This is a genomic window from Chryseotalea sp. (genome assembly GCF_057350905.1).
In genome coordinates, this window is record NZ_JBMRCF010000022.1 from 48,904 (window position 1) to 73,429 (window position 24,526).

Here is a 24,526-nt window from a genome sequence, read left to right on the forward strand (position 1 = left end):
ATTTGGTTATGGGGCTGACCGGTTTTGACAGGCCGTGTGCAGACGAGTATAAGCATGCAGGCTCATGGGATGAGAGCCTTAAAAGATAGTTCCAACAATTACGTGGCGAAACAACTTACGCCATGGCTGCTTAATCTCGCGTAACGCGTGATAAGTTTATCCCGCTTAAGAAGCCGGAGGCCATCATCGCTCAGTTCCTTTGATTTGCGGGAGCTGGTATAGCGGTGTCGAACAGCAAAACTGCTCTGTGCGAGGTTACTAAGCACAGCTAAGATTCAGTGACTAAGGAATAAGTTGGTTGTTAACTGGCGGCTTGTTCACAAAAATTAAAGTTAACTAAGCATGTAGAAGGCTCGATTTTCACCTTCTCTGGACCAGGGTTCGATTCCCTGCAGCTCCACTCCTAACACAAATGAACGAAGCCCAACTTTATATAAAGTTGGGCTTTTCAGTTAGTTACGGGCGGTTAAAAAGCGGACTCATAGGTCATTAACTATATCTAAAACAATTTTGTTCTTAGAATAAAACTGAATTTCATCAAGGTAATAGACCTGTGCTTTACCCGTTCCATTATCCACATCACAGGTATAATCCCCTAATCTTGTCAAAACCCCTAGTGCACAAATTGATTTATTAGTGCCGTTAGTTTTGGACATGACTTGGTCGCCAATTTTGAAATTCTTCATGATGACTTTAACGATGAATAGCCTATTACCGTTTCAGATCGGAATAGATCCGACATTAATTGTCAATTATAAAAGGAAAAGGAGAAGGATGAGTTAAAAAATGAGTACGAGGGCAAATTTGTCAGTTTTTTGCCCTCGTTAGAATAACAAGGGCACGCTTTGCCCTTGTCGAAAATAAACTCAGATGTTTACCGAAATGTTTTACACAATCGAGTAAGAATCTGAAAAATAAGTATTTGCGTTTTCCCTGCAGTTCCACAATGAATAACCCAATGACATCTAGCGTTGGGTTATTTTTTTGGTTTGTCTTCTTACTTTTTTAGTATCGTCATTAACTTCTGATTGAAGTCGAACTTATTATCTAATAATGAATAGGATAATGATGCCATGGGTTCAAAAAGGGAAATCCGCATCAGATCCAATATCTTTACTCTGGTTAACAAAAGATACTCGACAACAATAAATTAATATAGCCACTCTTTTTCTTCATTATTTTTTACCCTAGCTTGCGCCTCGATTTAAGCCACTTTGTTTAAACTCGTGGTGCAACTATACCTCTACACGTTTTACAATTGGCGTCCTAAAACCAATATTACCTAAACCAATAAGTTAACCTTATGAAAAAAGTTTTCCTAACCACCCTGATGGCTATATTTGCCGTTACTGCTTTTAGTCAAAAGGCACAAAAAGCAGATTTAGACAGATACTTTGTAAACCTGAAGTATCGTGCTTTACCTACTAAACCACAAAATCCTGAGTACACAACCTACTCTATCAATGTTTCTGCCTCATCTACTGTTAGAAATAACCATGGCGAAAACGAAATTCAGGATAGAATAAATATAGCAGGCTGGAAGAAAGTAAGTGGTGCTAAAGGCCACATCATTATTCAAATCAACTTGAATGAATTAATGATCTCCGGTGCTAAAATAGAAGAACGCATTGAAACCATTAAAGACAAGGATGGTAAAGAAACCGGTAAAAAATACTTTTACAAAGCTGTAGCTTCTTATACATGGGATGGTAATGCCAATGTAAGAGACTACAAAGAAGCAAATCTTGGAAGCTATGGTTTTGGCTCTACAAGCACTGCAAAATCATGGGCCAGCAGTGAGTACAGCACCCGTAAGGAAGCTTACGATTATTACGAAAATAATAAGTATGCCATCAGAGATCAGTTGGTAAAATCAGAGGTACGTACTTCTATTGCACAACTGGCTTCAGACCTCAACTTTGAATTTGGATACCCTGATCGTCAGGACAACGATCAGTATTGGATGCTTAATAGCAAAAAGCATACAGAGACTCAAAACCAACTTGATGTTTGGGAAGCAATTAAGAAAGCCGTAGAAGCTATTTCAGCTGATAACATGCCTGCAGAATCTGTCGAAGCACTTAATGGTGCCATCAAATATTTTGATGAAATCCCGGCTAAGTTCCCTTCTGAAGACAAGAATGACAAAAAGATGCGTTATGGCAGTTACTACAACAAAGCCAAGATTTATATAACGCTTGAAAATCTTGATGCTGCTATTAAGGAAGCTGAAAGTCTTATTGCCAATGATTATGATGTTGCTGACGGTAAGCGTCTGAAAAAAGAAGCTGAAGATTTAAAAGCAATTTTAGCTAAAAACAATAAAACGACACGTCACTTCGCAATTGATTTGTCTAACGCGACCCCTCCTGCTTCAAACTAATCTTTTTTCAATCTATAGTGAATCCCGAAACGATTACGTTTCGGGATTTTTTTTATCGCTACTTTCCTGATTACATGCCCAATGGATTCGTTATATTGAACTTTCCCTATAATATGTATGGAAAGTGCCAATATAAAAGGTCTAAGTGCAACTGAGGTTGATGCACAACGTGAACACTTCGGTTCAAACCAGCTTATTAAAGAAAAGAACACACTCTTATCCACCATACGATCTGCGGCAACAGAACCCATGTTCATTTTATTGCTGTTCGCCTGCCTGGTTTACTTTATTGTTAAACAATACGCTGAAGCCATTACCATGCTCATTGCACTGCTGTTTGTAGCGGGTATTGATGTAATGCAAAATTTCAGGAGTCAAAGAGCAGTTAAAGCCATTAGTAAAATCACGGCCAGTAAAACCAAAGTAGTACGTGATTCAATGCCCCAGGAGATTCCCATTGAAGAGGTTGTTCAACATGATATTATTATTTGTGAAGAGGGTGTTGTAATAGCTGCAGATGCAACCATCATTTCGGCCAACGACTTTTCCGTTAATGAAGCAATACTTACCGGTGAATCTGTTTCCATTGAAAAGTTTGAAGGCGATACCATCTTACAGGGTACCGTTGTAGTACGTGGCTACTGCTATGCGCAGGTAAAAGCTGTTGGCTCTAAAACTATGCTAGCTGGTATTGGAGCACTGGTGGCCAGCACAGGAAAAGAAAAAACACCTTTACAACTAAAGGTAGCCAGCTTTGTAAAAGTAATGGTAATTGCCGGCAGCATAGCTTTTGTATTTGTCTGGGCCTATAACTGGTGGGAAAGTGGCAGCTTCATACATGGACTGTTACATGGATTAACCATGGCCATGTCGGTACTGCCTGAAGAAATACCTGTAGCCCTCTCTACCTTTATGGCCTTGGGTGCGTATCGCTTATTGAAGAAAGGTATTATCGCCCGCAGTCCTAAAACAGTTGAAACGCTTGGTTCGGCTACTGTAATCTGTGTAGATAAAACAGGTACACTCACGCAGAATCTGATGCAGGTAGCGCACACTTTTGATTTTGTTAAACAAGAGGAAAGTGATTTTAGTCAAGCAAAAAAATCGAATGTGATTCTGGACTATGCCATGTGGTCCAGTGAGATCAAGCCCTTCGATCCAATGGAGAAATCCATTCACTATTTTTATACGAGTACAACACTTTCCGATGAAAGAGGAGATTACCAGATGGTAAAAGAGTTTCCCTTAGCAGGATCGCCACCTGTGATGACGCACGTGTATCAAAATAAAAAGAAAGATTTTATAGTAGCGTGTAAGGGTGCCTTAGAGGGTGTACTTAATCTTTGTAAAATAGAAGAACCTGAAAGAAAAAGTATTTTAGATAAGGGAAGTGATTATGCCAAACGTGGCTTGCGCGTATTAGGTGTAGCTAAAGGTAACTGGAGTAATACAACATTGCCTGATAAACAAGAGGACATCCCTTTTGAATTTCTCGGACTGATTACTTTTGATGATCCGGCAGATCCAAAAATTGCAGGGGTGATTCAGCAATTCTATGAAGCAGGTGTAGATGTAAAAATGATTACTGGTGATTATAAGGAAACCGCTATCGCCATTGCCAGACAAACAGGCATTAAAACCGAAAATGTAATAACAGGTAACGAACTCACCGGACTGACTAAGGAAGAATTAAAGAAGACTGTTGGTCATACCAGTATCTTTGCGCGCATAAATCCTGAGGGCAAACTCAACATTATTAATGCGCTGAAAGAAAGTGGCGCGATCGTGGCCATGACAGGCGATGGTGTAAATGATGCGCCTGCCCTGAAAGCTTCGCACATTGGTATAGCAATGGGTAAGCGAGGCACGGATGTAGCTAAAGGTGCTGCTGGTCTTGTGTTGGCTAACGACAACCTGGGTGCTATGGTGGATGCGATTTTTTTAGGCAGACGCATCAACGAAAATTTAAGCAAAGCCATTCGCTATATTATTTCTATTCACATCCCCATTATTCTGCTGGTGCTTTTACCGATTCTCCTCTTTTTTCTACCAGCCATGCTCTTCTCTCCTATTCATGTAATTTTTCTTGAGTTGATTATGGGTCCTACTTGTTCGGTTATTTATGAAAATGAACCCAGTGATAAAAAGGAACTCATGAAACCAACCAGTACTGGCAAAAATCTGCTGAGTGCTTCACAGCTGTGGCTTACTATCGTGCAGGGTTTAGTGATTACTTTAGGCTGTGTAGTAATAGGATATTATTCACACTTACAAGGTTTAGGTGAAGTTAAAACAAGAACCTTCATCTTCACCACCTTAATATTGTCTAACATTTGTTTAACCCTTGTGAACCGGTCTTTCACTAGCACACTATTTGTAACAATTCTTCGAAAAAATAAACTTATTCCCATCATCATTGGTATCTCGCTTTTACTGCTCACCCTGATGTTACAAGTGCCTGCCTTCAATAGACTTTTTGAAATCGAAGCACTAAATGTAAAGGAGCTTGCTTACTGCCTACTGGTGGCTATTGTTTCAACCTGTTGGATTGAGATCTACAAATTTTTTCGCTTTCGGTATTAAATCTCATTAAACGCATTTGCTAGACTTACTTTTTCAAAATAAGTTTTGGATTAAAAATACCGAGCTTCAGTCTCTCACCTATTAAAAGACTGCGCTCAATCCGCTTCTCCACAGACTTAGGTTGCTGAATCAGAAAAAGTAAACTTCGCTGATTACCGGGGGTTAATGATTTAAATACCTTATGCAGGGCTTTGTCTTGTTGAAGGAGGCTGGAGAATTCTTTCGGCATTTCGAATTGGTACTTACTATCATCTGCACTAAACTTAGGCTTAAGCTCCATACCGGCACTAAGCTTTAGCTTTTTCATCAACTTCAACCCGATGGTTACATAGTGACCACCCTCTTTTTTTGGCATTAACGCACAATGAAAAGACTCACCGTTAATTTCACACAACACACGTTTTACACCGGTAAATTTTTTAACTACCGAGGGGGCAACCAAAAAATAATGGACGCCACTGTTCAGCTTATCAATTACATTAACTTTCATGAGCTGTTTTTTTTAGAACAACTCATGGGTAAAAATGTTCAGCGCGCTATCCAGTACTTAACAGCTGTTTCCAGGGAATAACACAAGGCAGGTAGATTATCCACAATATAAAAAAATAAGTCATGGCCTTTGGATACGGTTTTTGCTTTTGATGCGCTGGCCAGGCCACAAAACCTAACCAACAACTTTTATAAAATAATTGTAAAACCAGGACAGGTACAAAATTGGCAGGCCAACAAAGACCTGCCAAGGATAACACTGCTATGCCAAGCCAAAGGCTACCCACAAGTTGAGTAAGTTCAGATGCTGAATATGCCCCTGAAAAAACACTGCGATGTGCATACTGAGGATAGAAAAGAGAAGAGATACCAATCCAGCCTGCGACCAGTACGTTGGCAGCATAAACTAGTTGAAGCAACATCATTGTTCTGCTATCGCTTTAATTTTACGCATAGCCACCGGCAACATACCTTGATATCTTTTACCTAAGCTTCGGGCAAACGGTTTCTTTAGTAAACCTGTGAAGCTTACCTCATGGGTAAAAGCAGTGCGTTCATTTTCAGTAGTTAAGGTTCTGGTAATGACTAAAAAACCAAAAGGTATTCTGGTTTTAAATGTATAGGATTTCCCCTCATTTAATGAGTCAATAAAGAATTTGGCCTTGGGGCCTTTATCAGGTGTAAGCTTACCTTTTGCACCTACAGCAAAGGCTCCGCGTAGCGTTGCATCTTTCAATCCATCGTCCCATTGTTTCCAGTTGGGTACGTCCGTCCAGATTTTCCAAATGCTTGCGGGACTTGCTGTTGTGTACTCCGTATGCTTAAACTGAAGAGGTGTTTTTTGTGCAATACCTAAAAAGGGTATTAACAAAGCGGAAAGTGTTATAAGTTTTTTCATGGCTATTATTTTTAGTCATGCAAAAATCATGGCTCAACAGGCCTTGACACTTCACCTATGTTAAATTCGCTATGCTTGAGTTAAACTTTTTCTGATTCTGCTTAAAGATTGAGGAGCAATACCTAAATAAGATGCCAGGTATTTTAGCGGAATGCGTTGTACCAGTTGAGGCGATCGTTGCAACATAGTTTTATACCGGTCTTCTGCTGTTTCGCTTTGCATATCAATCAACAACTGTTCAGTATAATATTGTACCTCTTGTACAATCTTTCGGACAAATGTGTTCCAGGAAGTAAGCTTTAATAAAGCATTTGCATCTTCATATGTTATTTTCCAGATGATGCTTTGCTCAATGGCCTGTATCGATTCTGCTGCCGGTGTTCTATCATTAAAGCTTTTTTGCGAGGTGAATAAATATGGTTCGAGTGTAAAAAATTTTGTGATCTCTTCACCGTCTTTTAATCTAAAAAAACGCAGTAAACCTGTTTCAAGAAAATAAAGATGCCTGCACACTGAGCCTTCAGCCAGTATAAGGGCATCTTTATCCACCACTTCACGCGTAATTTTGTCTTCTATCTCAATCCAATCCTCTTCTGTGAGGGGAACATAAGCCTGCAAAAATGCTTTAAACGGATGCATAGCGCTTAAACAAATTAGCAGACGCTATGTTTTCGGTCAGTGACTATTTCCAAACAGCATCCTGTTGTCTTTCGCTACAAAGCGTGCAAAACCGAGGAGTGCTCCGATGACCATAATGTTTCTAAAGAAGTTTACCATTTCTAATTCTTGTTCCCTGGCCAAGTCTGCAGCCATCATCTCTGTACCTAACTCGTAACCCATCGCTCTTGGCAGGTGCACCAATAAAGCCATGAGCAACACATATAAGGCCATCAAACTATAAGCAAGCCTGTCGAATTTACCAATGAGTGCGCTTACAATAAAAAGTAAAATACACACCATGGTAAAGTAATTCCAAAACAATGGAAATGGAATATAATCCGGAACAAAAGCAGCACCCACTTCTGGTTTACCCGCGTGTAAGCCCACGTACATTAAGAATGAGAGCGGAAATAAATAACGACCTATACTCAATATCTTTTCCATAGCCTTATATTTCAAAAGGTGAAACTTCTCTTATTTCAGTAAAACCTGAAGGGTTAGTAAGTATTGGACAAGTCTTGGCCCATGACTTTACTTCTTCGATATCATTTGCTTTGCAAAGCAAATAACCAGTAACCATCTGCTTTTCTTTAATTGCGGGTGTATTGGCAACCCCACTATTCGAAACAATTGTACCTGTCCATTCAATAGGTTTGGTAGAAATTAGCCGACCTTGCATAGCAATGTTGCCAATCCATTTTTGCCAGGCCATCATACCCGCTTTCATTTTTTCAGGGTCAAGCTGGTATTGGCCTTCTCCTGTTTCATTCCAGAATAATAAGAGATACTCTTTCATACATGTTTTGTTTTAGTGATTAACTGATACAAAACTGCTGAAGTAAAAACCCAGAACTCTTGATAAATGTCAAGACTTACAATTTACCCTTAAGTCGGGTCATGGTTTCGGGACTAATGCCCAGGTAGGAAGCGATCAGCTTACTCGAAACTCTTGTCATGAATGCCGGCTTGTGTTCCATGAGCCACTTGATTCTGTCAAGGGCATCCATAGAATTTAACGTATTCAGGCGATAGACTGTGTTATTATAAGAAGTTTCCAATAAGCGTTTATAAATGCCTGCAAAGGGAGGTAGTTGTTCTGCCAACCGTTGAAAATTATCAAAATGAATTCTCAATAATTTACAAGGCTCAATACACTTTATATTCTCGGAAGCTGGGCTTTGATTCTGAAAAGCAAAGATGTCGCTTACCCAATAATCTTCAAGATAAAAGTCGCGTATAGATTCATTGCCATATTTATCCACTACATACACCTGTATACAGCCTTCGACAATAAAATAAACGTACCTGCATAGCTCCCCCTGATGTAATAAATGTTCTCCACGCTTCACAGTAATCACCTCAAAATGCTCCAGTACTTTTTCTAAGTTATCCGGTTCTTTTCCCAGGCGTTTAATAATGTGCTGCTTTAAAACTTCTTTCATAAACTTTTGGATAAGCTTGTCGTTTAGCTAAGCCTTTTTATTGGCCTCACCTCCATTCCTCTCCAATGGAGAGGATGAATTAAGGAAGCTTAACTAAACGACACTGCCCTTGAATAACCGAAGTTATAACATTAGATCGAAAAGAAAGTTAAACTTATGAGATGATTAAGGATTAAAAACTAAAAATTCTATTTTATAATCTTAAATGGCCGATATCATCGTAAGCATAGCGGCATCTCCATCGCCAGAAGCAAACTCATTAAATATGCCCAAAAAAATTGTCATCCCTAAGGCCGCTAACACCAATAACAACTCTTCTTCCACAATGACTACACCCACTTTAAAAACAGACTTACTTACAGCACCCGTTGTTTCAACATGGTAACTTAGAATTTCTTGCTCTTTATGAAGAAATTTCAAGGTTAAGGTATTTTTAAAAGTGTACTCTACTTGATAGGTAGTAAAATTAGCCAATTCAATACGCCCCTTGCTTCCCCAAAAATCGTGTAGAAGTTTGGCAATAAGTTGCTCTCCTTTATACACGAGGTAATAAGGTTGCCAGAAGCCTTTTTTTTGAATAGTATATTCCTGATTACGAATCTTAAAAGTGGTCGACTTTAATAAGTCAAACTTCAAACTTAACAGAGACTCGTTTTCAGTGCGCAGGTAATATAGCTCGCCTTCCTTTATCCAATTCATGATGTGTAAAATACAGGTTTACTATGTGTGGCTTAAGAACATGCCCCCATTAAATAACCCAGTAAAAGAAAAAGACCCATAGCCAGTGGCAGTATTACAAACCTAGATTCCGTTTTCATATACTTTAATTTATAAAGTAAAGAAACTGTCTTTTTTAAGGATTTCTAGTTAAAAGTACACCATCGAGGAAAAGCGTATTTGATTGCTGTAAACCCGATATGCTTAAAATTGGACCTAGCTGCTTGCAGCGAAGTACTCATTAGCTGCTTGCTACGAGCTGCTAGCCACAAGCCACTTGGTTCAGTTTAAAAACCCATGCCCGCTCCTCGTCTCCCGAAGGGGACGAGGAGCCAAAAAACTTAATGTACTGATTTCTCTATAAGCTTTATCATTGAAAAAAAATAGTATTAATCAGCGTCCCTGCGGAGACGCTGATTGGACAAAACATAGCGGCAATAGCTTAATCAACAGAGATCCTTATTTAATAAACTAGAGTTTTTCTGCAAGGCGGTCGAATACGGCCTCCCAGGAAACATCGCCTTCTCGTTTACCTAACCTTACCACAATCAGATTTTTTTCAGGACAAACAAAAATATATTGACCATGCAAACCATTGGCTTCATAGCCACGCCTGGTCATCCACCACTGATATTTATAATAGGAAACGCCACCCGCTGACTTCTCTGGTGTCGTAGATTGTTCGATCCATTGTGCTGGCAATACTTGTTCTCCATTCCAATTGCCTCTATTTAAATAGAGTCTGCCAAACTTTGCAAAATCCCTTGCTTTTGCATTCAAACAACAAAATGCTTTCTCTAAGCCATCTTTTTTCTTGTCTATACTCCAGCTGGCCTCATACTCTGGTTGAAGCTTAGACCATAGCCTCTCGTTGAGATAAGTAGTCAGCTGTTTGCCGCTAGCCCTTTCAACAATCAAGCCCAGCAACTGGGTGTTAATACTTCTATATGCAAACTTGGTCCCTGGTTCATAATCAACCTTCAGTCGTTTAATATAAGAACGCAAATTTCTTCCATAATAAATGTGTGCAGCCTGACCGAAGGGGTTATAGTAGCTTTCATTGGCTTTTATGCCACTCGTCATTTGCAACAAGTGCTTGATAGTAATTTTATCGAAATCTTTTTTTGATTTCAATTCCGGTAGATAGGTAATAATTTTTTCGTCTACGCTCTTAATAAAACCATCGGCAAGGGCTGCACCTACCAAGGCAGAGGTATAAGATTTGGCTGCTGAAAAACTGGCTACGGTCGATGACTCTTCATACCCTTGATAATATTTCTCAAATAAAATAGAATCATTTCTGATGATCAGGAAGGCGACAGAATTGTTAGCTTCTACTAAACTATCTAAAATAGTTAACGATACATTTCCTATACTATCATTTCTTTGGGCATCTGTAAAGCGAAAGGGTGCAGATGATTTGGGTAATGGGCGGGATGGAAAAATCTTATGATCAGTGATATCTGAAAAATTATACCACACAAAACGACCTACCATGCACGCATTTAATAAAGGCATACTACAGATGATCGCAACCAGGAGAAAAGTCTTTTTCATATTTTTTAACTACGGATCAGTTACTTAAAATCCCTCTGATCGCTTTTCGTTTCGGCTTTTAGCGGTCTGACGGATAGCCGCGATAATTTTTATTATACACCCATTTTATCCTTAAACTTTACACTTTGTCTTTGACTGATGTCACTCTTCATACCGTTTTTTAATTCCACCTGTAAAGTACTGTTAAAGTAAGGACTGATATTGGCGATAAATGTTACATTAATAATGTGCTGGCGGTTTGTTCGAAAGAAAAATTCGGCTGGTAACTTCTCCTCCATATAATTCAGTGATTTGTGTAATAAGGGTTTCTTATCCTGATAATATACCCTTACATAATTGCCTACACTCTCTAATAAAAAAATATCAGCCAGCGGCACGAAAAAACATTGTTCACCATCTTTTATAAAAATCCGCTTCTCAATGGTCAGCTTATTTTCTTCAGTAGATTGTGGTAGCAGGCGTTTCTTTACACGCTCAAGCGCCTCTGAAAGTCGCTCTTTATTGACAGGTTTAAGAATGTAATCGAGCGCACTCACTTCAAAAGCCCGCAAGGCAAACTGATCATAAGCGGTAACAAAAATTACCTCAGGTGCATGATCCAATTTTTCCAACCATTCAAAGCCACTCATGCCGGGCATCTGTATATCTAAAAAGACAAGATCTACATCCATATCGCCTAGCTTATCCAATGCGTCCTCCGGATTGGTATACGTTGCCACCACCTCAACAAAATCGTAAGCACGCAGCATGGCTTTTAATTCTTCAATGGCCAAGGCTTCATCATCGAGTAAGGCTACTTTAATTTTCATCCTTATCTATTTTTATAGTTACTACAACATTATCTGCTTCTTGCCTCAAGGACAATTCAGCCCTGTTCCCATACAAACTCTCCAGGCGCTTACGAATATTTCGTAAACCAATACCGTTACTGCCATTATTCACCAGCACACCTGTATTGGTCATCTTTATAAGGTGACTATTATTCAAAAGCGAAGACTCAATTGTTAAAATACCAAGACCACTCTGTTTAGCTATACCATGTTTGATGGCATTCTCTGCCATACTTAAGAGCATAGTAGGTGGTATTAACCTATTCAATACGGTATCGTCTACTTTATAGGAAATTGACAACCTTTCTCCGAAACGGATTTTTTCAAGGGCCAGGTATTTCTTCACCTCTTGTAATTCATCATTAAAAGGAATAAGCTCCTGCATGCTATAATTCAATGTAAAGCGTAACAGCTCACTTAATTTAACAATGGCATCTTTACTTTTTTCAGGATCAATCGTAACCAAAGCCTTGATACTGTTGAGTGAATTAAATAAAAAGTGTGGGTTCAGTTGTGTTTTCAGTAATTCCAGTTCTGTCGTGCGGGCCAGGTTCTCGCTTCTCAGTTTGCCTTCTTCGATTTCTCTTTTACGCTCTAATAATTTGTATAAAAAGTAAATGATTATCCACACCCCTACGTAACGCATCCAGTTAATTATCCCGGCAAAAAAAGAAATGGGTTCAAAGATTTCGCTCAAGCTGCCTTTGGAAAAAATATAATAAGGAAGAACATTTAAAAGGTTTAAGGTGAAAGATATAGTGAATGAAGATAAAAGAGCCACCAACCAGATGTAGGTATTGGACTTGGTAAAAACCGGGGTACGCCTGATAATAATTTTAAAAAAATGCGTAAGGGCAATACCTACAAAGGCTCCGTAACTAAAAAGCAATACAAAGGACCAATCAAAAATCTTTACAATAAAAAAAGTATAATTGGTGACTTCTATAGCCACCATACCACCCCAACCGAGTAGTTGGCATAACCAATAGACCTTGCGTGTATCAGATTGTTGAGGCATACCTTAACTAAAGGTAAGCAGCAAATAAATAAGTAGTATATACAAGACTGCCAGGTGTGCGATCAGCCAAAGCTTTTGAAAAAGCGGGCGTTGAACAAAAGGCACTTCTGCATCGAAGGGATCAAAGATGAGTGCCAAGCCGAGTCCGCTGAGGCAGAGTCCGTAATCCTTTAAATAAAATGCCGCTAAACAGCTAATTCCAAGCATAAAGCTATAGCCAATACGGCCTATCAGCTTGTTCCTTTTCTGTTGACTCAGTTCCTGATAACTTGTCATAAGCTTGTTTGTTTAACCTTTATTTGTTTACAGCTTGTTTTTTTATTGTCGCTTTGCAATAACACAGGCAAGGTGGATAGAAGTCCAAGTCCGAGGATAAGCACTAGTTCTTCCGATGCCAATCCCATAAAAAAGCCAACGATGATGAGCACCAGGTAGCCGGCCAAAATCCCGGTAAGTACTGCGATATTCTTTTTTTGCATGTCTGTTTAATATTTAGGTTAAAATACGGGAGGCTCAGTTAGCAGTTGATGGAAAATACAGGAGTGCAGATAATGAAGGCTGAGCGCTGGGTATTAAAAATACAAGGGCGTTTAGTTAAGCTTCCCTATTCATCCTCTCCTTTGGAGGGAAGTGAAGGTAAGTCTGCCTGCACGAAGCCGCTTCGGCAAGGCGGGGCCAAAAAAATGCTTAACTAAATAACATTGAATTAAAAATCAGCACTTAGACCATATACAGAAAATCAATCCTTTATGCTATATATGTAAGGTGATAAAGTCCTAACCTTAAGCACCTGATGAAGCGCATTCTTCCCCTCATTGTTATTGCACAATTCTTTTGCACTTCGGTGTGGTTTGCAGGGAATGTGATCATTACGGACTTAGCCATCACAAGAATAGACAATACCAGTCTGCTGGCGCATCTTACCAGCGCTGTACAAATAGGTTTTATCAGTGGCACATTAGTCTTTGCCATACTGGCCCTGGCCGATCGCTTCTCCCCTTCTTATGTTTTTTTTATTTGTGCACTTTTCGCAGCTCTTTTTAACCTCGCACTTTGTATAGATGGATTGGAAGGCCTGGAAATTTTAATAGTCCGTTTTTTAACCGGTTTTTGTCTGGCCGGTATCTACCCCGTTGGCATGAAAATCACTGCCGATCATTTTAAAGAAGGCCTCGGTAAGTCATTAGGATTTTTAGTTGGCGCCTTGGTACTTGGCACGGCCTTCCCGCATTTAGTAAAAGGTAGTTTCATTGATGTTTCATGGTTATATGTTGTGTACACTACCTCAGCTTTATCTCTTTGTGGTGGATTACTCGTTTTACTCTTTGTGCCGGATGGACCTTACCGTAAGAAAAGTTCCACCTTACGTTTCACGGATTTTGCAAAAGGTTTTAAGAACAACAATTTCAGGGCAGCAGCCTTCGGCTACTTTGGTCATATGTGGGAGCTCTATGCCTTCTGGACTTTTCTTCCCATCATGATCAGTCAGTACTTGAAACAGCATCCGCAATTAGAATTCTCGCCCTCCTTACTTTCTTTTTCAGTAATTGCAGTCGGGGCACCTGCTTGCGTTGGTGCAGGCTTATTATCGCAACAAATCAGTGCCAAAAAAATCGCTTTCTCAGCCTTGACCTTGTCATTTTTATGTTGTTTGCTTTCACCCTTTTTACTGCAAAGCCATTCTGCTTATTTATTTTTTTTGTTTTTATTCATTTGGGGCATCACTGTCATTGCTGACTCACCCTTGTTTTCAAGCCTTGTTGCGAAACATGCTCCTAACGAAAATAAAGGCAGTGCCCTGACTATTGTGAATTGCATTGGTTTTTCTATTACGATTGTCAGCATAGAATTTATCAATAGCATGTCCAAACACATGGAGCCACATCTTGTATATGCTTTATTAGCGATTGGGCCATTCTTAGGATTACTTGCGCTTACAAAAGCAAGGGAAACTGCAGCCGCTCAATAGTGGACAGGATTATAGGATGCTGTTTTGATTTAATACCGTTGGGTTCACTTGCAGGATATTAAAATGACATTAAAATAATACTTAGTTCAACGTGAATGAGGTCATCCTCAAAAAACATTGATTGAAAAATTCGTATGTTTCAGGTACAACATTAAAAATAAAGCTATGAGAAAATACCTGACCATCATTACCCTATGCATTCTTGTTCTTTGCGGTGTTGCTTTCAGTTCCTTTAGGAATGTCAATAACGATGACCAAGCCAAATATGTTATTGTCATTTACAATACTGCATTTAGAGAAGTAAACATTTATCGGGGCAATGGTACTAAAGAAGAAATTAAAGTACCTTTTAATCTGATACATGACCCAGCTAAACTGGAGCTGGCTAAAACATTGGAAAAATTGGGTAATGAACAATATGAAATAATAAGTGTTAATACACACAATATTCAGTCTTCTACTGATAGTCCCCTTGGCGTAGAGTACGCGTATACAATGAAGTTAAAGTAAATAGTGCTGAGATGTTTCTTTGAGAAACAGTATTAATGGATATGGAGCAAATTAAAAATGTAATCAGTCAAATGATTAACATTTCCGATGAGGAAATGAAAAATCTGCTGAGCTCCTGTTTCATTAAAAAATTTAAGCGAAAAGAAATATTGAGTCACCCCGGCATTGTACCCAACGAAATATTCTTTATCAACGAGGGTCTTATACGCGTGTTAGTCAACGACCCGGAAGGAGAAGAACACACGATTCATTTTGCCTTAGAAAACCAGTTTATTGCTGATTATTCCTGCTTCATTCAACAACAACCCTCCCTCTATACGCTACAAGCCCTGGAAGAGGTAGTTTGTGTAGTTATGCCCCGGTCCGCAATTGAATGGGGTTATCGCGAGTTAAAGCAAGGCGACAGACTTGGAAGGCTCATTGCAGAATTTTATTTCATCTATCAGGACAATAGAATCAATAATCAATATATACGCAGTCCAAAAGAGCGCTACGATTCTATAACACAGGTATTTCCCAACATCCATAATCGTGTGCCACAACACATGATTGCCTCTTACCTGGGCATTACGCCTATCCATTTAAGCAGGTTAAAAAAGGAGAACGACTAAAAATCTAAACATTTGTTAACGCTTTAAGTACGGTCTACCACCCACCTTCGCATATAAATTAAATTTTATGCGAAACAATCTTTTACTTCTTGCCTCTATACTCTTGTTGAGTGGTTGCTATTCATTAAAAAAAACACTCAGGTCAGCTCAGCCTTTTGTAGATACTATTGAATGGCCTTCAGCCTACAAGCCCGAAGAAGCTAACTTTTTTGTCCACAATGCCATTGAGATCAAGGCTGCACCCTCTACCGTTTGGAATATCCTGATTGAAGCTGAACAGTGGCCTAGCTTTTATGTGGGCGCTGAACATGTAAAAGTAAGTGATAACGATAAAGGTAAACTATTGCCTAACGCTGTCTTTACCTGGAAAACCATGGGATTAGATTTCACCTCTACGGTTCGTGAATATAAACCAAATGAAAGGTTGAGTTGGGAGTCGGATAAGAAAAGTATACAAGGGTATCATGCCTGGTTATTAATACCCACTGATACCGGAACAATACTTGTTACTGAAGAATCACAACATGGCTGGTTAAGTAACATGGAAAAAGTTTTTCAACCCAACAAGCTTCGCAAGCTTCACGATGTGTGGTTGTTACAAATCAAGAATAGAGCTGAACAAATTGACAATACTAAAGCCGAATCGAAATGATGTTAAGCAAAAAAGAACAACAAAGGTTAAAGCAGGCCTATGGTGATTGGGCGCTGATCACCGGGGCCAGTTCTGGCATCGGCATGGCCTTAAGTGAACTGATTGCTTCCTGCAAGATCAACGTGATCCTTTGCAGCAGAAGTGAAGATAAACTGCATACACAAGCCAGTCAATTAAAAAAGAATTATGGCATATCTGTGAAGGTAATTGCCCTTGACCTAAGTGAAGCAGAAAGCATAGACCGGCTCATTCAACAAACGCAAGGCCTTAACATTAGCTTGTTCGTTGCCTCGGCAGGCTTTGGTACTTCGGGCAAATTTTTACAAAGTTCCATTCATGAGGAAGTAAATATGCTACGCCTGAATTGTGAAGCTGTATTGCGCCTGAGTCATTATTTTTTGCAACACATGGTGCAAAGAAAAAAGGGTGGAATCATTTTACTAAGTTCCATCGTGGCTTTTCAGGGTGTGCCTTACGCTGCGCACTATGCCGCAACCAAGGCCTATGTGCAAAGTTTGGCAGAAGGCATACAAGCAGAAGTAAAAGGACTTGGTGTAGATGTGCTGGCGGCTATTCCCGGACCGGTGTCCAGTGGATTTGGTCAACGGGCCAATATGCAGATGGGTACTGCGCTGCAGCCAGAAGTAGTAGCTGTGTCTGTTTTGAAAGCACTCGGTAAACGCAACAGTGCGTTACCCGGCTTGCTTAGTAAGGTGTTGGTGACTTCTTTAAGAACAGCTCCTCGGTTTTTACGCGTTAAAATTATGGAAACGATTATGAGAGGGTTTACAAAGCATCAGATGGGTAAATCAATTTGAAATTTACACAATTAGAAAAAACTAAAACAAATTTAGTATATTTCTTCTCAGTAGCGGCAGTTGGCACCATTTCTAATGCTGTTACGACAAGCAGCCATATGAAAACCATAGATTTTAAAACATCAAACTATTTTTCCTGGCATGTACATGCGGCAGCCATTTGTCTGGTCTTTGTTTCATTAGCTGTTTTAGAAGAGAGCATATTGGGTGGCTTGGCTATTCTCTTGCTCTGCAGCATCATTTTTACAACACACTATCGCCTGCGAATTGATCTCGATAAAAAAGAGTACCGCGATTACCTCTGGATTCTGGGATTAAAAGATGGTAAAGCATATAATTTTGACAAGCTTGAATACTTTTTTATTAAGAATAATAAGGTAAGTCAAACCATGGGATTAAAGGCAGCGAACACTACCGTAGTTAAAGAAGTATGTGATGCTTATCTCAAATTTTCTGAAGAGGAAAAATTACATGTCATGACGGCCTCCAGTAGGGATGCTCTTGTTAAAAAAATCCTCCCTGTTTCGAAAAGCCTCAATATCAAAGTACTTGACTATACAGATGGAGAGGCTAAAGTGCTTTCGTAACAACCAGCTTGTAGGCTTGCCTTAAAATACCAGGCCGTCTTATTTCTCCAACCATACTTTAATAGCCTCCAAAAATCCAGGCGCAAACTCCTTCTTCAAAGTAGCATATTCCATTGGACTACCCGTGATAGCCTCCTGAAAAAGATGATTGGCCTTTGAAATGGTAATTGCTTCTACTTGCTCATTACCTGCTTGCATTAAAGCATTATTCATGACATCACTATTTTGTGAAGCCAAGATCTGCTTATCTAATTCACCAAAAAGTAATAGAACAGGGCACGTAACTTTTTTTAACGTTGGCAAGGGATCGTAGTTCATAAAATAACGCACCCAAACATTTTTTCTTTGTGCAATCACTTGTTGTGCTGTCATACTCGCATACATCTCCTTATCTACAATCTGCGCCTGGATGCTCTCAGGTAATAAGGGCAAGAGTTTTAAGGTCTCTGCTTTTGTAAACACAGTAATGTCATCATCGGTAATGGTATCATCTGCGATCATGCGCATCAGTTCTCTATTCATCGCACCCGATGCTTTAACGAAATCATCGCTCATACCACTGGATCTTAAAATGGCTTCTTGCTGTGCGTTCGTAATTTCCACGCCCTTTACACCATAGCCGGCCATGAGTATGATAAAGGATAATTTTTCCTGTACTGCCACCATGGGCACCACAATGCCACCTTCACTGTGCCCCAGCATACCAATTTCCTTTGCATCTATATCCTTACGCGATTTAAGGAATAAAAAAGCTTGTCGTGCATCTTCTGCCAGATCAGCACTTGTTGACTCATTAACCGATTTTCCTTTTGATTTAGCCACGCCCCTGTCGTCATAGCGAAGTACGGCATAACCATTACTATTAAAAAAATCGGCCAGTAATTTAAAGGGCTTAAAGCCGAGTAATTCGCTGTCGCGATTTTGTGGTCCGCTACCTGAAACTAAAACAACTGCTTTGTATTGTTTATTTTCTTGCGCTGGAAATGATAAAGTACCCGCTAGCGTAATATCGCCATTGTTGAAAGACACTTCTTCTTCGCGAAAGGTTTGACAATGCGCTGGAGCACTGAGGCACAGCGACAAAAACAAAAAAAGGTGTTTCATAAACCAAGTGGATTTTCAGTTGAAGTTACTGCCTTTTAGGTACTTCGCAACAATAGACAACGTACTTTCACGGTAATTTAAATCAACTATGCATAATTACTAACCATTGCCGTCAAAAGCTGCCTTGAAACATTACAAAAAACTCTTTATGAAACGTAATATAAAAATCAGGCAATGTCTTTTCTATATATTTACAGTAAGTGGTTGTGCGATGTATCTAATTCCAATAACCCGTTCAATGAAACATTTTAATACTACAGTTTTACCTTGACTACTATCAAAATCAACAGTTACGTTTTAAAAAGTCAGTCACTACAAATAGTCAAAAGTCATAAAGACCCTATTGTCAAAAAAATATATCTACTTAAATGATAAAACCGCTCCTTCTAACCATTATCCTGAACTTCATTAGCCTCGTTCCTCAAAATGCAGAGAAAGGCATCGTCTACTTTTCTTTTGACAAGGGAAAGACCTGGGAAAATAAAAGCCAGGGTTTACCTGACCATATCTTTTTATCGGACTTAACGGTAGCCAATAATTTTTTAGGCTTAACAACAAAGCAACACGGTATATTCACTTTTGACTTTTCCACAAATCAATGGAAGCAGATGAAATCAACTCCCATTGAAACCGATGAGATCAACGCCTTATGCTTCCACCAAAACAAGTTGTTTGTCGGAACCAGGAATAGTGGAGTTTTTATGTCATCCAATAAAGGAGATAACTGGATGGATTTTAATGAAGATTTAAAAAATATGACCATCAGGAAACTAAGCGTTATTGGAAACAAACTATATGCGGGTACCAATGGCGGGCTGTATGCATACGATGAGCTTAATAAAAAGTGGCAATTTGTATACGGACATGCTTCCTTACAAGTAAATGGAATAACGGAGTTAAATAATGAAATTTATATAGGTACGAATGAAGGCGCCTACAGATTGAAAAATAATCAATGGACACAAATTATGGCACAGCGTTCATTACACAATATCGGCAATGATGGTAAAAATATTTTCGCATTAACCTATAGCGAATTGTTTGTTTCTGCAGACAAGGGTGCTACCTGGCGTAGCGACCAAAAAGGTATGCCCGATGGCATGTATACTTTTCAGGTAATTGAAAAAGATCATACAGTGTTGGCAGGCCAATGGGATGGCGTGTATCTAAAAACGGATACGCAGGGTTGGGTACTTTCAAACAAAGGACTTCCCACTAAATTACCAGTGCTGGAATTAGTTACTATGGGCGATATCATTGTTGCCGCAAGTTCCCAATGGTCAGGAAAATAGGCACGCGCATATTGCCATGGTCCTTATGTTCAGCTTGTAAACCCTTGTTCGCTCCTTGTCTCCCAAAGGACGAGGAGCTTACAACCTAGCACTGTGTTTTTCACATCACCTGTATCCTCGAAAGAAGCATTCTGTAAAAAATAGGCGGCAATCCGCTGCCAAAATCAAAAAAAGGCGCATCAGTGCTGTCAGCGTCAACATTCAAGGCATTTACACCATTAAAAAATAATCACTTACAAATTTGCGCAACCCAAAAGTTGCGCATATATTTGCAACCAGAAAGTTGCGCAATTGATATGAAAAAAGTGAAACAGGATTTGTTCCAGGCCATCGCTGATCCGACCCGCAGGGCTATCCTTACTTTAATTGCCATGCAAGCCTTAACGCCAAATGCCATGGCCGAAAAATTTGATATGAGCCGACAGGCCGTATCAAAACACATCAAAGTATTGCAAGCGTGCCAATTGATTAAACCAGAGCAATCCGGGAGAGAAATATACTATCATTTTAATCCGAAAAAAATGCAGGAGTTTGACCATTGGCTAGATCAATTCAGGAAAAATTGGGAAACGCAGTTTAACCAGCTTGACAATATATTTTCAACTATTAAAAAGCAGAAAAAATGAAAGCAAAAAATAAGGAACACCAACAAGCAAATAATGAAGCAATGAGTAAAAGCGATTTACTCTTTGATTTTACCGTTGACAAAACAGCGAAAAAGGTATTCATCACAAGAGAATTTGATGCGGACCTATCCATGGTATGGGATGCATTTACCACAGCCGAAATGCTCGACCAATGGGTGGCACCGAAGCCCTGGACATCCAGAACAAAGTTCATGGATTTCAAAGTGGGTGGGCGCAGATTTTACGCCATGGTAAGCCCGGAAGGCATAGAGCGTTGGGCTATTCAGCGCTACACTTCCATTAGTCCAAAAACCAACTTCAAAATGTTCAACACTTTTGCAGACAAAGACGAAAACCCCGAGCTGCCAGGTTCTGAATGGGATTATACTTTTAGCGAAGAAAATGGAAAGACAAAAGTAAGCATCATTATTTATAATGAATCCCTTGAACGCATGGAGAAAATGATTGAAATGGGCTTCACAGAAGGATTTAAGATGTCCATGCGCAATCTGGAAAATTTCTTAGCAACGTTTGCACAAAAATGATCCTGGTTTTCAAGACATCGGTTAAAACTAAAATGCAGGTAAAGAAACTTAAACCGCATATTGACAGAATAGTGCCTAACGAAAAATGGAACTTTGACCTGGAAGATTGCGATAAAATTTTGCGCATTGACGGTGAAGAAAATATAGGTCTACTAATAAAAGATTTATTAACTATTCATAACCACACCTGCGAAGAATTAGTGTGAAAAAAATCACATTAGAAATAATAAGGATTAGTAATCTAAAACAATGATTTCAATTTCTCATTTAAGTTTTAACTTTCGCTGGAACTGCCGCTACTAAAATGAATATGACTGAGTCAACAAACTAGGCTTTTCAGCAATGAAAATAACAAATAAGCAATACATAGTTTTTGCCGGTCTATTCCAGCTAATTATTGCTATCGCATATACGCTGATTTGTATTTCAAACTATACATTTGATTGGTTGGAATACGAATCTGTTAGAGATTTAAGTGAATATGAAATACTGAAAATTAATAGCAAAAGAAACTACGACCCCAACATGACCTGGGGGTTAGCCGGGTTCAACGGTATAATGTTTATCGTATATTGCATTCTCTGGAAAGAAAATAAAACTGATAAAAAAACAGATTTCATAAGAGACATCATTTCATTTGGGAGTTTCCCCTTTCTTTTTGCACTCATTATGTACTATATGATCGACTATAAAAACAGCTTAATTTTAGTAATAACGGGAAGTTACGCAGCTGCTAGTCCAGCCTTATACATCAGCCATAAAATTGATAACAACCAAGAGGAAAGCAAGAAGTATTGATTATAATTTAAATGTCAACAAAATAATACCTATCCGAAATTGAGAAATTTAAAGCATAGGCATTAATTTTAGTATACAGATACGCAATAAAAATGAATCAGTATAACCACAAGCATTAATTCTTAGCGAATGAAAAATAAATTTATACCTACCACTTATATTAATTCTGAAAAGCAGGTGCTATCGGCCTTGTTACTTTTGTGTTGTCTAACATTCTCTGCTTGCAAAAATAAATCCGAGACAAACAATGTAGCACCAAATCCTTTTGCCAGCACTATACCTAAAGATAGCAGTCAGATATTACGTCCATGCGAATGGACTTTTCAACTTGAGCAAAACTCGGCTGATGAAGCAACACTGATAAGCATAGCCAACATTGACTCGGGATGGTATTTGTATTCTCAACACATTGCCAATAAGGGTCCACAAACGGAATTTACTTATGATAGTCTGCTTAACTATGCCCTAGTGGGAGCTACTGAAGAAGGTAAGCCCAGCAAAAAGTATGATCCCAATTTAGGCATGGAAGTTCAGTATTTTGAAAACGAAGCTACATTCAAACAAAAAATAAAAATACTGAGCAAAGAAGACTTTGTTGTTAGGGGTGCTGTTAATTATGTGATTTGCCTTACCGGCCAATGCGTTTTCTCCGATGAAGAATTTTCTTTTAAAGTAAAGGGGAATCGGGAGGGAAAGTAAGTAGTAAGGTTAGTTCTGCAATAGCGTTTAAAACGTTAAAAAAATTGAAATACAGGATAAGCTAAAAAGTACGATCCATTTAATATTGGCGCTTAAGATTGCATTAAAGCAAATTAGATTTAGCAACAATTATTTATCTTTACTGTATCACATCGGAATGCTTAACTATCGTCAGGGCTTGTAGTTCATCTGCGGATAATTAATCGGGAAAATGACAACAATTGAAAATACTAACACATCAGACCTGGAATTCATTTACAGCCTTTTTGATAGTGCCATTGACTATCAAAAGAAAAAAGGTTATCCTGTCTGGAGAGGGTACGACAAGAATACTTTCAAAAACGATATTGACGCTGGAAATCAATATAAGATTTTAATCGACTCTCAGATTGCCATCGTTTTCAGTGTCTGTTATTCAGACAAATTCATCTGGCGTCATATGGACCAAGGCAATGCCATCTACTTGCATAGAATAGCCGTGAACCCATCATTCAAAGGACAAAAACTTTTCAGTCAGATACTGACCTGGGCTATAGAACATACAAAAAGAAAACGACTTACTTATGTTCGCATGGATACCTGGGCCGACAACCCTACTATTATCGACTATTATAAAAGTTTTGGTTTTACTTTTATTGAAAACTATACAACGCCTGATAGTGCAGCCTTACCTTCCCAACACAGAAAACTTGCACTTGCTTTATTGGAGTTAAAACTGGCGTAGTTGGCCATAGTAAGATGTTTGCATTGCATAAAGTGGCACTTCTCATTATGCCCCTGTATACTACCCATTAGCGCTCTCTAATGTCTGCTCATTAACTTGCATAACTTTGAAGATTAGCCATTGGATTATGCTACTTGAAAAACTCTTTTTCGAAAAAAAAGGACTGCCGCACAAACGACAGTCCTCCAATAAATTTAACACTCCTTCCCTATTCGCTCAAAGCCTTCAAAACAGCTTTACATGAAAAGAATACTAACAATTGTATATATTTACCGTAACAGTCTTTATATGAAGATATAGCGGTAATAAGTGAGCATAGACTGGTATCGCGATAAATAATTTTTTCTAAAAAATAGATGTACTTAAAACTAGAAATTCCCTTTGATGAGAATATATACATAAGACAATGTATGGTTAGGTGGGCGCTGTCGAATAAGAAAAATTTTAAAAATGTTAGATCAATATTGATTGGATGGGGTTTAATTTTCGCTATTGGGATACTTGTTGGAATTGAAAAAGAGCAATATGTAAATGGTTATACAATAATTGGTATGATTATTCTTACTTATGCATTAGGGGTACTGATATACTTACTAAACGGAAAAAGAAAATATAAAAAGCAATTGGTTGACATGGCAAATACACTCAAAAGCAAGAACCATTTCTCGGAATACGAATTCACAGATTCATTTATCCGATATATTGACAGTCAAAGAGATATAAAACTGAACTGGGATATATTTGACAGCTACACAGTATTGAATAAAGATTTACTTATAAATCAGAATCATTCCTTTGATTTTTCATACGTTTTAGGAGAAGATGAATTGACAATTACTAAATATACAGAGTTAAAAGATTTCCTATCAACGAAATTAAAATTGAAAGAGGTGTAATCAAGGTAGTACTCACAACAATAGCTAGCCAAGTGATTTAGCAATCAAACAAAACTACTAATGTAGTTACTTAGCATTGAAAGTAAACATGCTCGGTCAATTAGTATGGTAAAGCCAA

Annotated in this window: 32 protein-coding genes and 1 other RNA gene; 18 read left to right on the forward strand and 15 right to left on the reverse strand. The window is 38.7% G+C overall.

The window, feature by feature from the left end; translation table 11 throughout:
* Nucleotides 1-10: 10 nt before the first annotated feature.
* Nucleotides 11-403: a transfer-messenger RNA gene (gene ssrA / locus ACO1XM_RS19995) on the forward strand.
* A 76-nt stretch (nucleotides 404-479) separates the two neighbouring features.
* On the opposite strand, the gene ACO1XM_RS20000 is transcribed toward ssrA, so the two are convergent.
* On the reverse strand, nucleotides 480-686 hold the full coding sequence (locus ACO1XM_RS20000) for a hypothetical protein (protein ID WP_486232340.1): 207 nt from the start codon (nucleotides 684-686) through the stop codon (nucleotides 480-482).
* A gap of 617 nt (nucleotides 687-1,303) precedes the next feature.
* Between ACO1XM_RS20000 and ACO1XM_RS20005 the strand changes: the two genes are divergently transcribed.
* Together ACO1XM_RS20005 and ACO1XM_RS20010 are read left to right on the forward strand one after the other, a co-directional pair.
* Nucleotides 1,304-2,383, forward strand: coding sequence for a hypothetical protein (locus ACO1XM_RS20005; RefSeq protein ID WP_486232342.1), 1,080 nt, complete (start codon nucleotides 1,304-1,306; stop codon nucleotides 2,381-2,383).
* 117 nt (nucleotides 2,384-2,500) lie between these two features.
* Nucleotides 2,501-4,966: a cation-translocating P-type ATPase gene (locus tag ACO1XM_RS20010; protein WP_486232344.1), complete on the forward strand. Its 2,466-nt coding sequence runs from the start codon at nucleotides 2,501-2,503 to the stop codon at nucleotides 4,964-4,966.
* A gap of 25 nt (nucleotides 4,967-4,991) precedes the next feature.
* Here the strand turns inward: ACO1XM_RS20010 and ACO1XM_RS20015 are convergent, their stop codons facing one another.
* The 13 genes from ACO1XM_RS20015 to ACO1XM_RS20075 form a co-directional block, all read right to left on the reverse strand.
* Nucleotides 4,992-5,456 carry a YdeI/OmpD-associated family protein gene (locus tag ACO1XM_RS20015; protein WP_486232346.1) on the reverse strand — a complete coding sequence of 155 codons (465 nt, stop codon included), beginning with the start codon at nucleotides 5,454-5,456 and terminating at the stop codon, nucleotides 4,992-4,994.
* A 46-nt stretch (nucleotides 5,457-5,502) separates the two neighbouring features.
* A complete protein-coding gene (locus ACO1XM_RS20020; RefSeq protein ID WP_486232348.1) occupies nucleotides 5,503-5,880 on the reverse strand; it encodes a hypothetical protein in 378 nt (125 codons plus the stop codon).
* The gene (locus tag ACO1XM_RS20025; RefSeq protein ID WP_486232350.1) at nucleotides 5,877-6,353 is read right to left on the reverse strand and encodes an SRPBCC family protein; all 477 of its coding nucleotides are present in this window, start codon (nucleotides 6,351-6,353) and stop codon (nucleotides 5,877-5,879) included. The genes ACO1XM_RS20020 and ACO1XM_RS20025 overlap by 4 nt, the downstream gene beginning before the upstream one ends.
* Nucleotides 6,354-6,422: 69 nt before the next feature.
* Nucleotides 6,423-6,992 (reverse strand): Crp/Fnr family transcriptional regulator, encoded by a 570-nt coding sequence (locus ACO1XM_RS20030; RefSeq protein WP_486232352.1) that lies wholly within the window; start codon nucleotides 6,990-6,992, stop codon nucleotides 6,423-6,425.
* 36 nt (nucleotides 6,993-7,028) lie between these two features.
* Nucleotides 7,029-7,457 carry a hypothetical protein gene (locus ACO1XM_RS20035; protein ID WP_486232354.1) on the reverse strand — a complete coding sequence of 143 codons (429 nt, stop codon included), beginning with the start codon at nucleotides 7,455-7,457 and terminating at the stop codon, nucleotides 7,029-7,031.
* Between the two features lie 4 nt (nucleotides 7,458-7,461).
* Nucleotides 7,462-7,809, reverse strand: a complete 348-nt coding sequence (locus tag ACO1XM_RS20040) for a YciI family protein (RefSeq protein WP_486232357.1) — start codon at nucleotides 7,807-7,809, stop codon at nucleotides 7,462-7,464.
* A gap of 76 nt (nucleotides 7,810-7,885) precedes the next feature.
* A complete protein-coding gene (locus tag ACO1XM_RS20045; RefSeq protein ID WP_486232359.1) occupies nucleotides 7,886-8,455 on the reverse strand; it encodes a Crp/Fnr family transcriptional regulator in 570 nt (189 codons plus the stop codon).
* 201 nt (nucleotides 8,456-8,656) lie between these two features.
* Nucleotides 8,657-9,154, reverse strand: a complete 498-nt coding sequence (locus tag ACO1XM_RS20050) for a hypothetical protein (protein ID WP_486232361.1) — start codon at nucleotides 9,152-9,154, stop codon at nucleotides 8,657-8,659.
* Nucleotides 9,155-9,643: 489 nt separating this feature from the next.
* Nucleotides 9,644-10,729, reverse strand: a complete 1,086-nt coding sequence (locus tag ACO1XM_RS20055) for a serine hydrolase domain-containing protein (RefSeq protein ID WP_486232363.1) — start codon at nucleotides 10,727-10,729, stop codon at nucleotides 9,644-9,646.
* Between the two features lie 92 nt (nucleotides 10,730-10,821).
* Complete coding sequence (locus ACO1XM_RS20060; protein ID WP_486232365.1) at nucleotides 10,822-11,538, reverse strand: LytR/AlgR family response regulator transcription factor; 717 nt, start codon at nucleotides 11,536-11,538, stop codon at nucleotides 10,822-10,824.
* Nucleotides 11,528-12,577 (reverse strand): sensor histidine kinase, encoded by a 1,050-nt coding sequence (locus tag ACO1XM_RS20065; RefSeq protein ID WP_486232367.1) that lies wholly within the window; start codon nucleotides 12,575-12,577, stop codon nucleotides 11,528-11,530. The genes ACO1XM_RS20060 and ACO1XM_RS20065 overlap by 11 nt, the downstream gene beginning before the upstream one ends.
* A gap of 3 nt (nucleotides 12,578-12,580) precedes the next feature.
* Complete coding sequence (locus ACO1XM_RS20070; protein ID WP_486232369.1) at nucleotides 12,581-12,853, reverse strand: hypothetical protein; 273 nt, start codon at nucleotides 12,851-12,853, stop codon at nucleotides 12,581-12,583.
* Complete coding sequence (locus ACO1XM_RS20075) at nucleotides 12,850-13,056, reverse strand: hypothetical protein (protein WP_486232371.1); 207 nt, start codon at nucleotides 13,054-13,056, stop codon at nucleotides 12,850-12,852. Before ACO1XM_RS20075 ends, ACO1XM_RS20070 begins: the two co-directional genes overlap by 4 nt.
* Nucleotides 13,057-13,104: 48 nt before the next feature.
* Here ACO1XM_RS20075 and ACO1XM_RS20080 point away from each other — a divergent pair, with 48 nt between their 5' ends.
* The 7 genes from ACO1XM_RS20080 (at nucleotide 13,105) to ACO1XM_RS20110 (ending at nucleotide 17,724) form a co-directional block, all read left to right on the forward strand.
* Nucleotides 13,105-13,272 (forward strand): hypothetical protein, encoded by a 168-nt coding sequence (locus ACO1XM_RS20080; RefSeq protein ID WP_486232373.1) that lies wholly within the window; start codon nucleotides 13,105-13,107, stop codon nucleotides 13,270-13,272.
* Nucleotides 13,273-13,370: 98 nt separating this feature from the next.
* Complete coding sequence (locus tag ACO1XM_RS20085) at nucleotides 13,371-14,546, forward strand: MFS transporter (RefSeq protein WP_486232375.1); 1,176 nt, start codon at nucleotides 13,371-13,373, stop codon at nucleotides 14,544-14,546.
* Nucleotides 14,547-14,711: 165 nt separating this feature from the next.
* Complete coding sequence (locus ACO1XM_RS20090; RefSeq protein ID WP_486232377.1) at nucleotides 14,712-15,056, forward strand: hypothetical protein; 345 nt, start codon at nucleotides 14,712-14,714, stop codon at nucleotides 15,054-15,056.
* A 41-nt stretch (nucleotides 15,057-15,097) separates the two neighbouring features.
* Entirely contained in the window at nucleotides 15,098-15,667 is a 570-nt protein-coding gene (locus tag ACO1XM_RS20095; RefSeq protein ID WP_486232379.1) for a Crp/Fnr family transcriptional regulator, read from the forward strand.
* 67 nt (nucleotides 15,668-15,734) lie between these two features.
* The gene (locus ACO1XM_RS20100) at nucleotides 15,735-16,319 is read left to right on the forward strand and encodes an SRPBCC family protein (protein WP_486232381.1); all 585 of its coding nucleotides are present in this window, start codon (nucleotides 15,735-15,737) and stop codon (nucleotides 16,317-16,319) included.
* On the forward strand, nucleotides 16,316-17,137 hold the full coding sequence (locus ACO1XM_RS20105; protein ID WP_486232383.1) for an SDR family NAD(P)-dependent oxidoreductase: 822 nt from the start codon (nucleotides 16,316-16,318) through the stop codon (nucleotides 17,135-17,137). The genes ACO1XM_RS20100 and ACO1XM_RS20105 overlap by 4 nt, the downstream gene beginning before the upstream one ends.
* Nucleotides 17,138-17,235: 98 nt before the next feature.
* A complete protein-coding gene (locus tag ACO1XM_RS20110) occupies nucleotides 17,236-17,724 on the forward strand; it encodes a hypothetical protein (protein WP_486232385.1) in 489 nt (162 codons plus the stop codon).
* Nucleotides 17,725-17,763: 39 nt separating this feature from the next.
* Here ACO1XM_RS20110 and ACO1XM_RS20115 read toward each other — a convergent pair whose 3' ends face one another.
* A complete protein-coding gene (locus ACO1XM_RS20115) occupies nucleotides 17,764-18,828 on the reverse strand; it encodes an alpha/beta hydrolase family protein (protein WP_486232387.1) in 1,065 nt (354 codons plus the stop codon).
* A 368-nt stretch (nucleotides 18,829-19,196) separates the two neighbouring features.
* Here ACO1XM_RS20115 and ACO1XM_RS20120 point away from each other — a divergent pair, with 368 nt between their 5' ends.
* The 8 genes from ACO1XM_RS20120 to ACO1XM_RS20155 all read left to right on the forward strand — a co-directional run bounded on the left by ACO1XM_RS20120 (nucleotide 19,197) and on the right by ACO1XM_RS20155 (nucleotide 24,408).
* Nucleotides 19,197-20,120 (forward strand): WD40/YVTN/BNR-like repeat-containing protein, encoded by a 924-nt coding sequence (locus tag ACO1XM_RS20120; RefSeq protein WP_486232390.1) that lies wholly within the window; start codon nucleotides 19,197-19,199, stop codon nucleotides 20,118-20,120.
* Nucleotides 20,121-20,425: 305 nt separating this feature from the next.
* Complete coding sequence (locus ACO1XM_RS20125; protein ID WP_486232508.1) at nucleotides 20,426-20,746, forward strand: ArsR/SmtB family transcription factor; 321 nt, start codon at nucleotides 20,426-20,428, stop codon at nucleotides 20,744-20,746.
* Complete coding sequence (locus ACO1XM_RS20130; protein ID WP_486232392.1) at nucleotides 20,743-21,291, forward strand: SRPBCC family protein; 549 nt, start codon at nucleotides 20,743-20,745, stop codon at nucleotides 21,289-21,291. Before ACO1XM_RS20125 ends, ACO1XM_RS20130 begins: the two co-directional genes overlap by 4 nt.
* A 32-nt stretch (nucleotides 21,292-21,323) precedes the next feature.
* Nucleotides 21,324-21,497, forward strand: coding sequence for a hypothetical protein (locus ACO1XM_RS20135; protein WP_486232394.1), 174 nt, complete (start codon nucleotides 21,324-21,326; stop codon nucleotides 21,495-21,497).
* A gap of 136 nt (nucleotides 21,498-21,633) precedes the next feature.
* Nucleotides 21,634-22,089: a hypothetical protein gene (locus tag ACO1XM_RS20140; protein ID WP_486232396.1), complete on the forward strand. Its 456-nt coding sequence runs from the start codon at nucleotides 21,634-21,636 to the stop codon at nucleotides 22,087-22,089.
* A gap of 129 nt (nucleotides 22,090-22,218) precedes the next feature.
* Complete coding sequence (locus ACO1XM_RS20145) at nucleotides 22,219-22,788, forward strand: protein-disulfide reductase DsbD domain-containing protein (protein WP_486232398.1); 570 nt, start codon at nucleotides 22,219-22,221, stop codon at nucleotides 22,786-22,788.
* A 211-nt stretch (nucleotides 22,789-22,999) separates the two neighbouring features.
* Nucleotides 23,000-23,512 carry a GNAT family N-acetyltransferase gene (locus ACO1XM_RS20150; protein ID WP_486232400.1) on the forward strand — a complete coding sequence of 171 codons (513 nt, stop codon included), beginning with the start codon at nucleotides 23,000-23,002 and terminating at the stop codon, nucleotides 23,510-23,512.
* 356 nt (nucleotides 23,513-23,868) lie between these two features.
* On the forward strand, nucleotides 23,869-24,408 hold the full coding sequence (locus tag ACO1XM_RS20155; protein ID WP_486232402.1) for a hypothetical protein: 540 nt from the start codon (nucleotides 23,869-23,871) through the stop codon (nucleotides 24,406-24,408).
* Nucleotides 24,409-24,526: the final 118 nt, after the last annotated feature.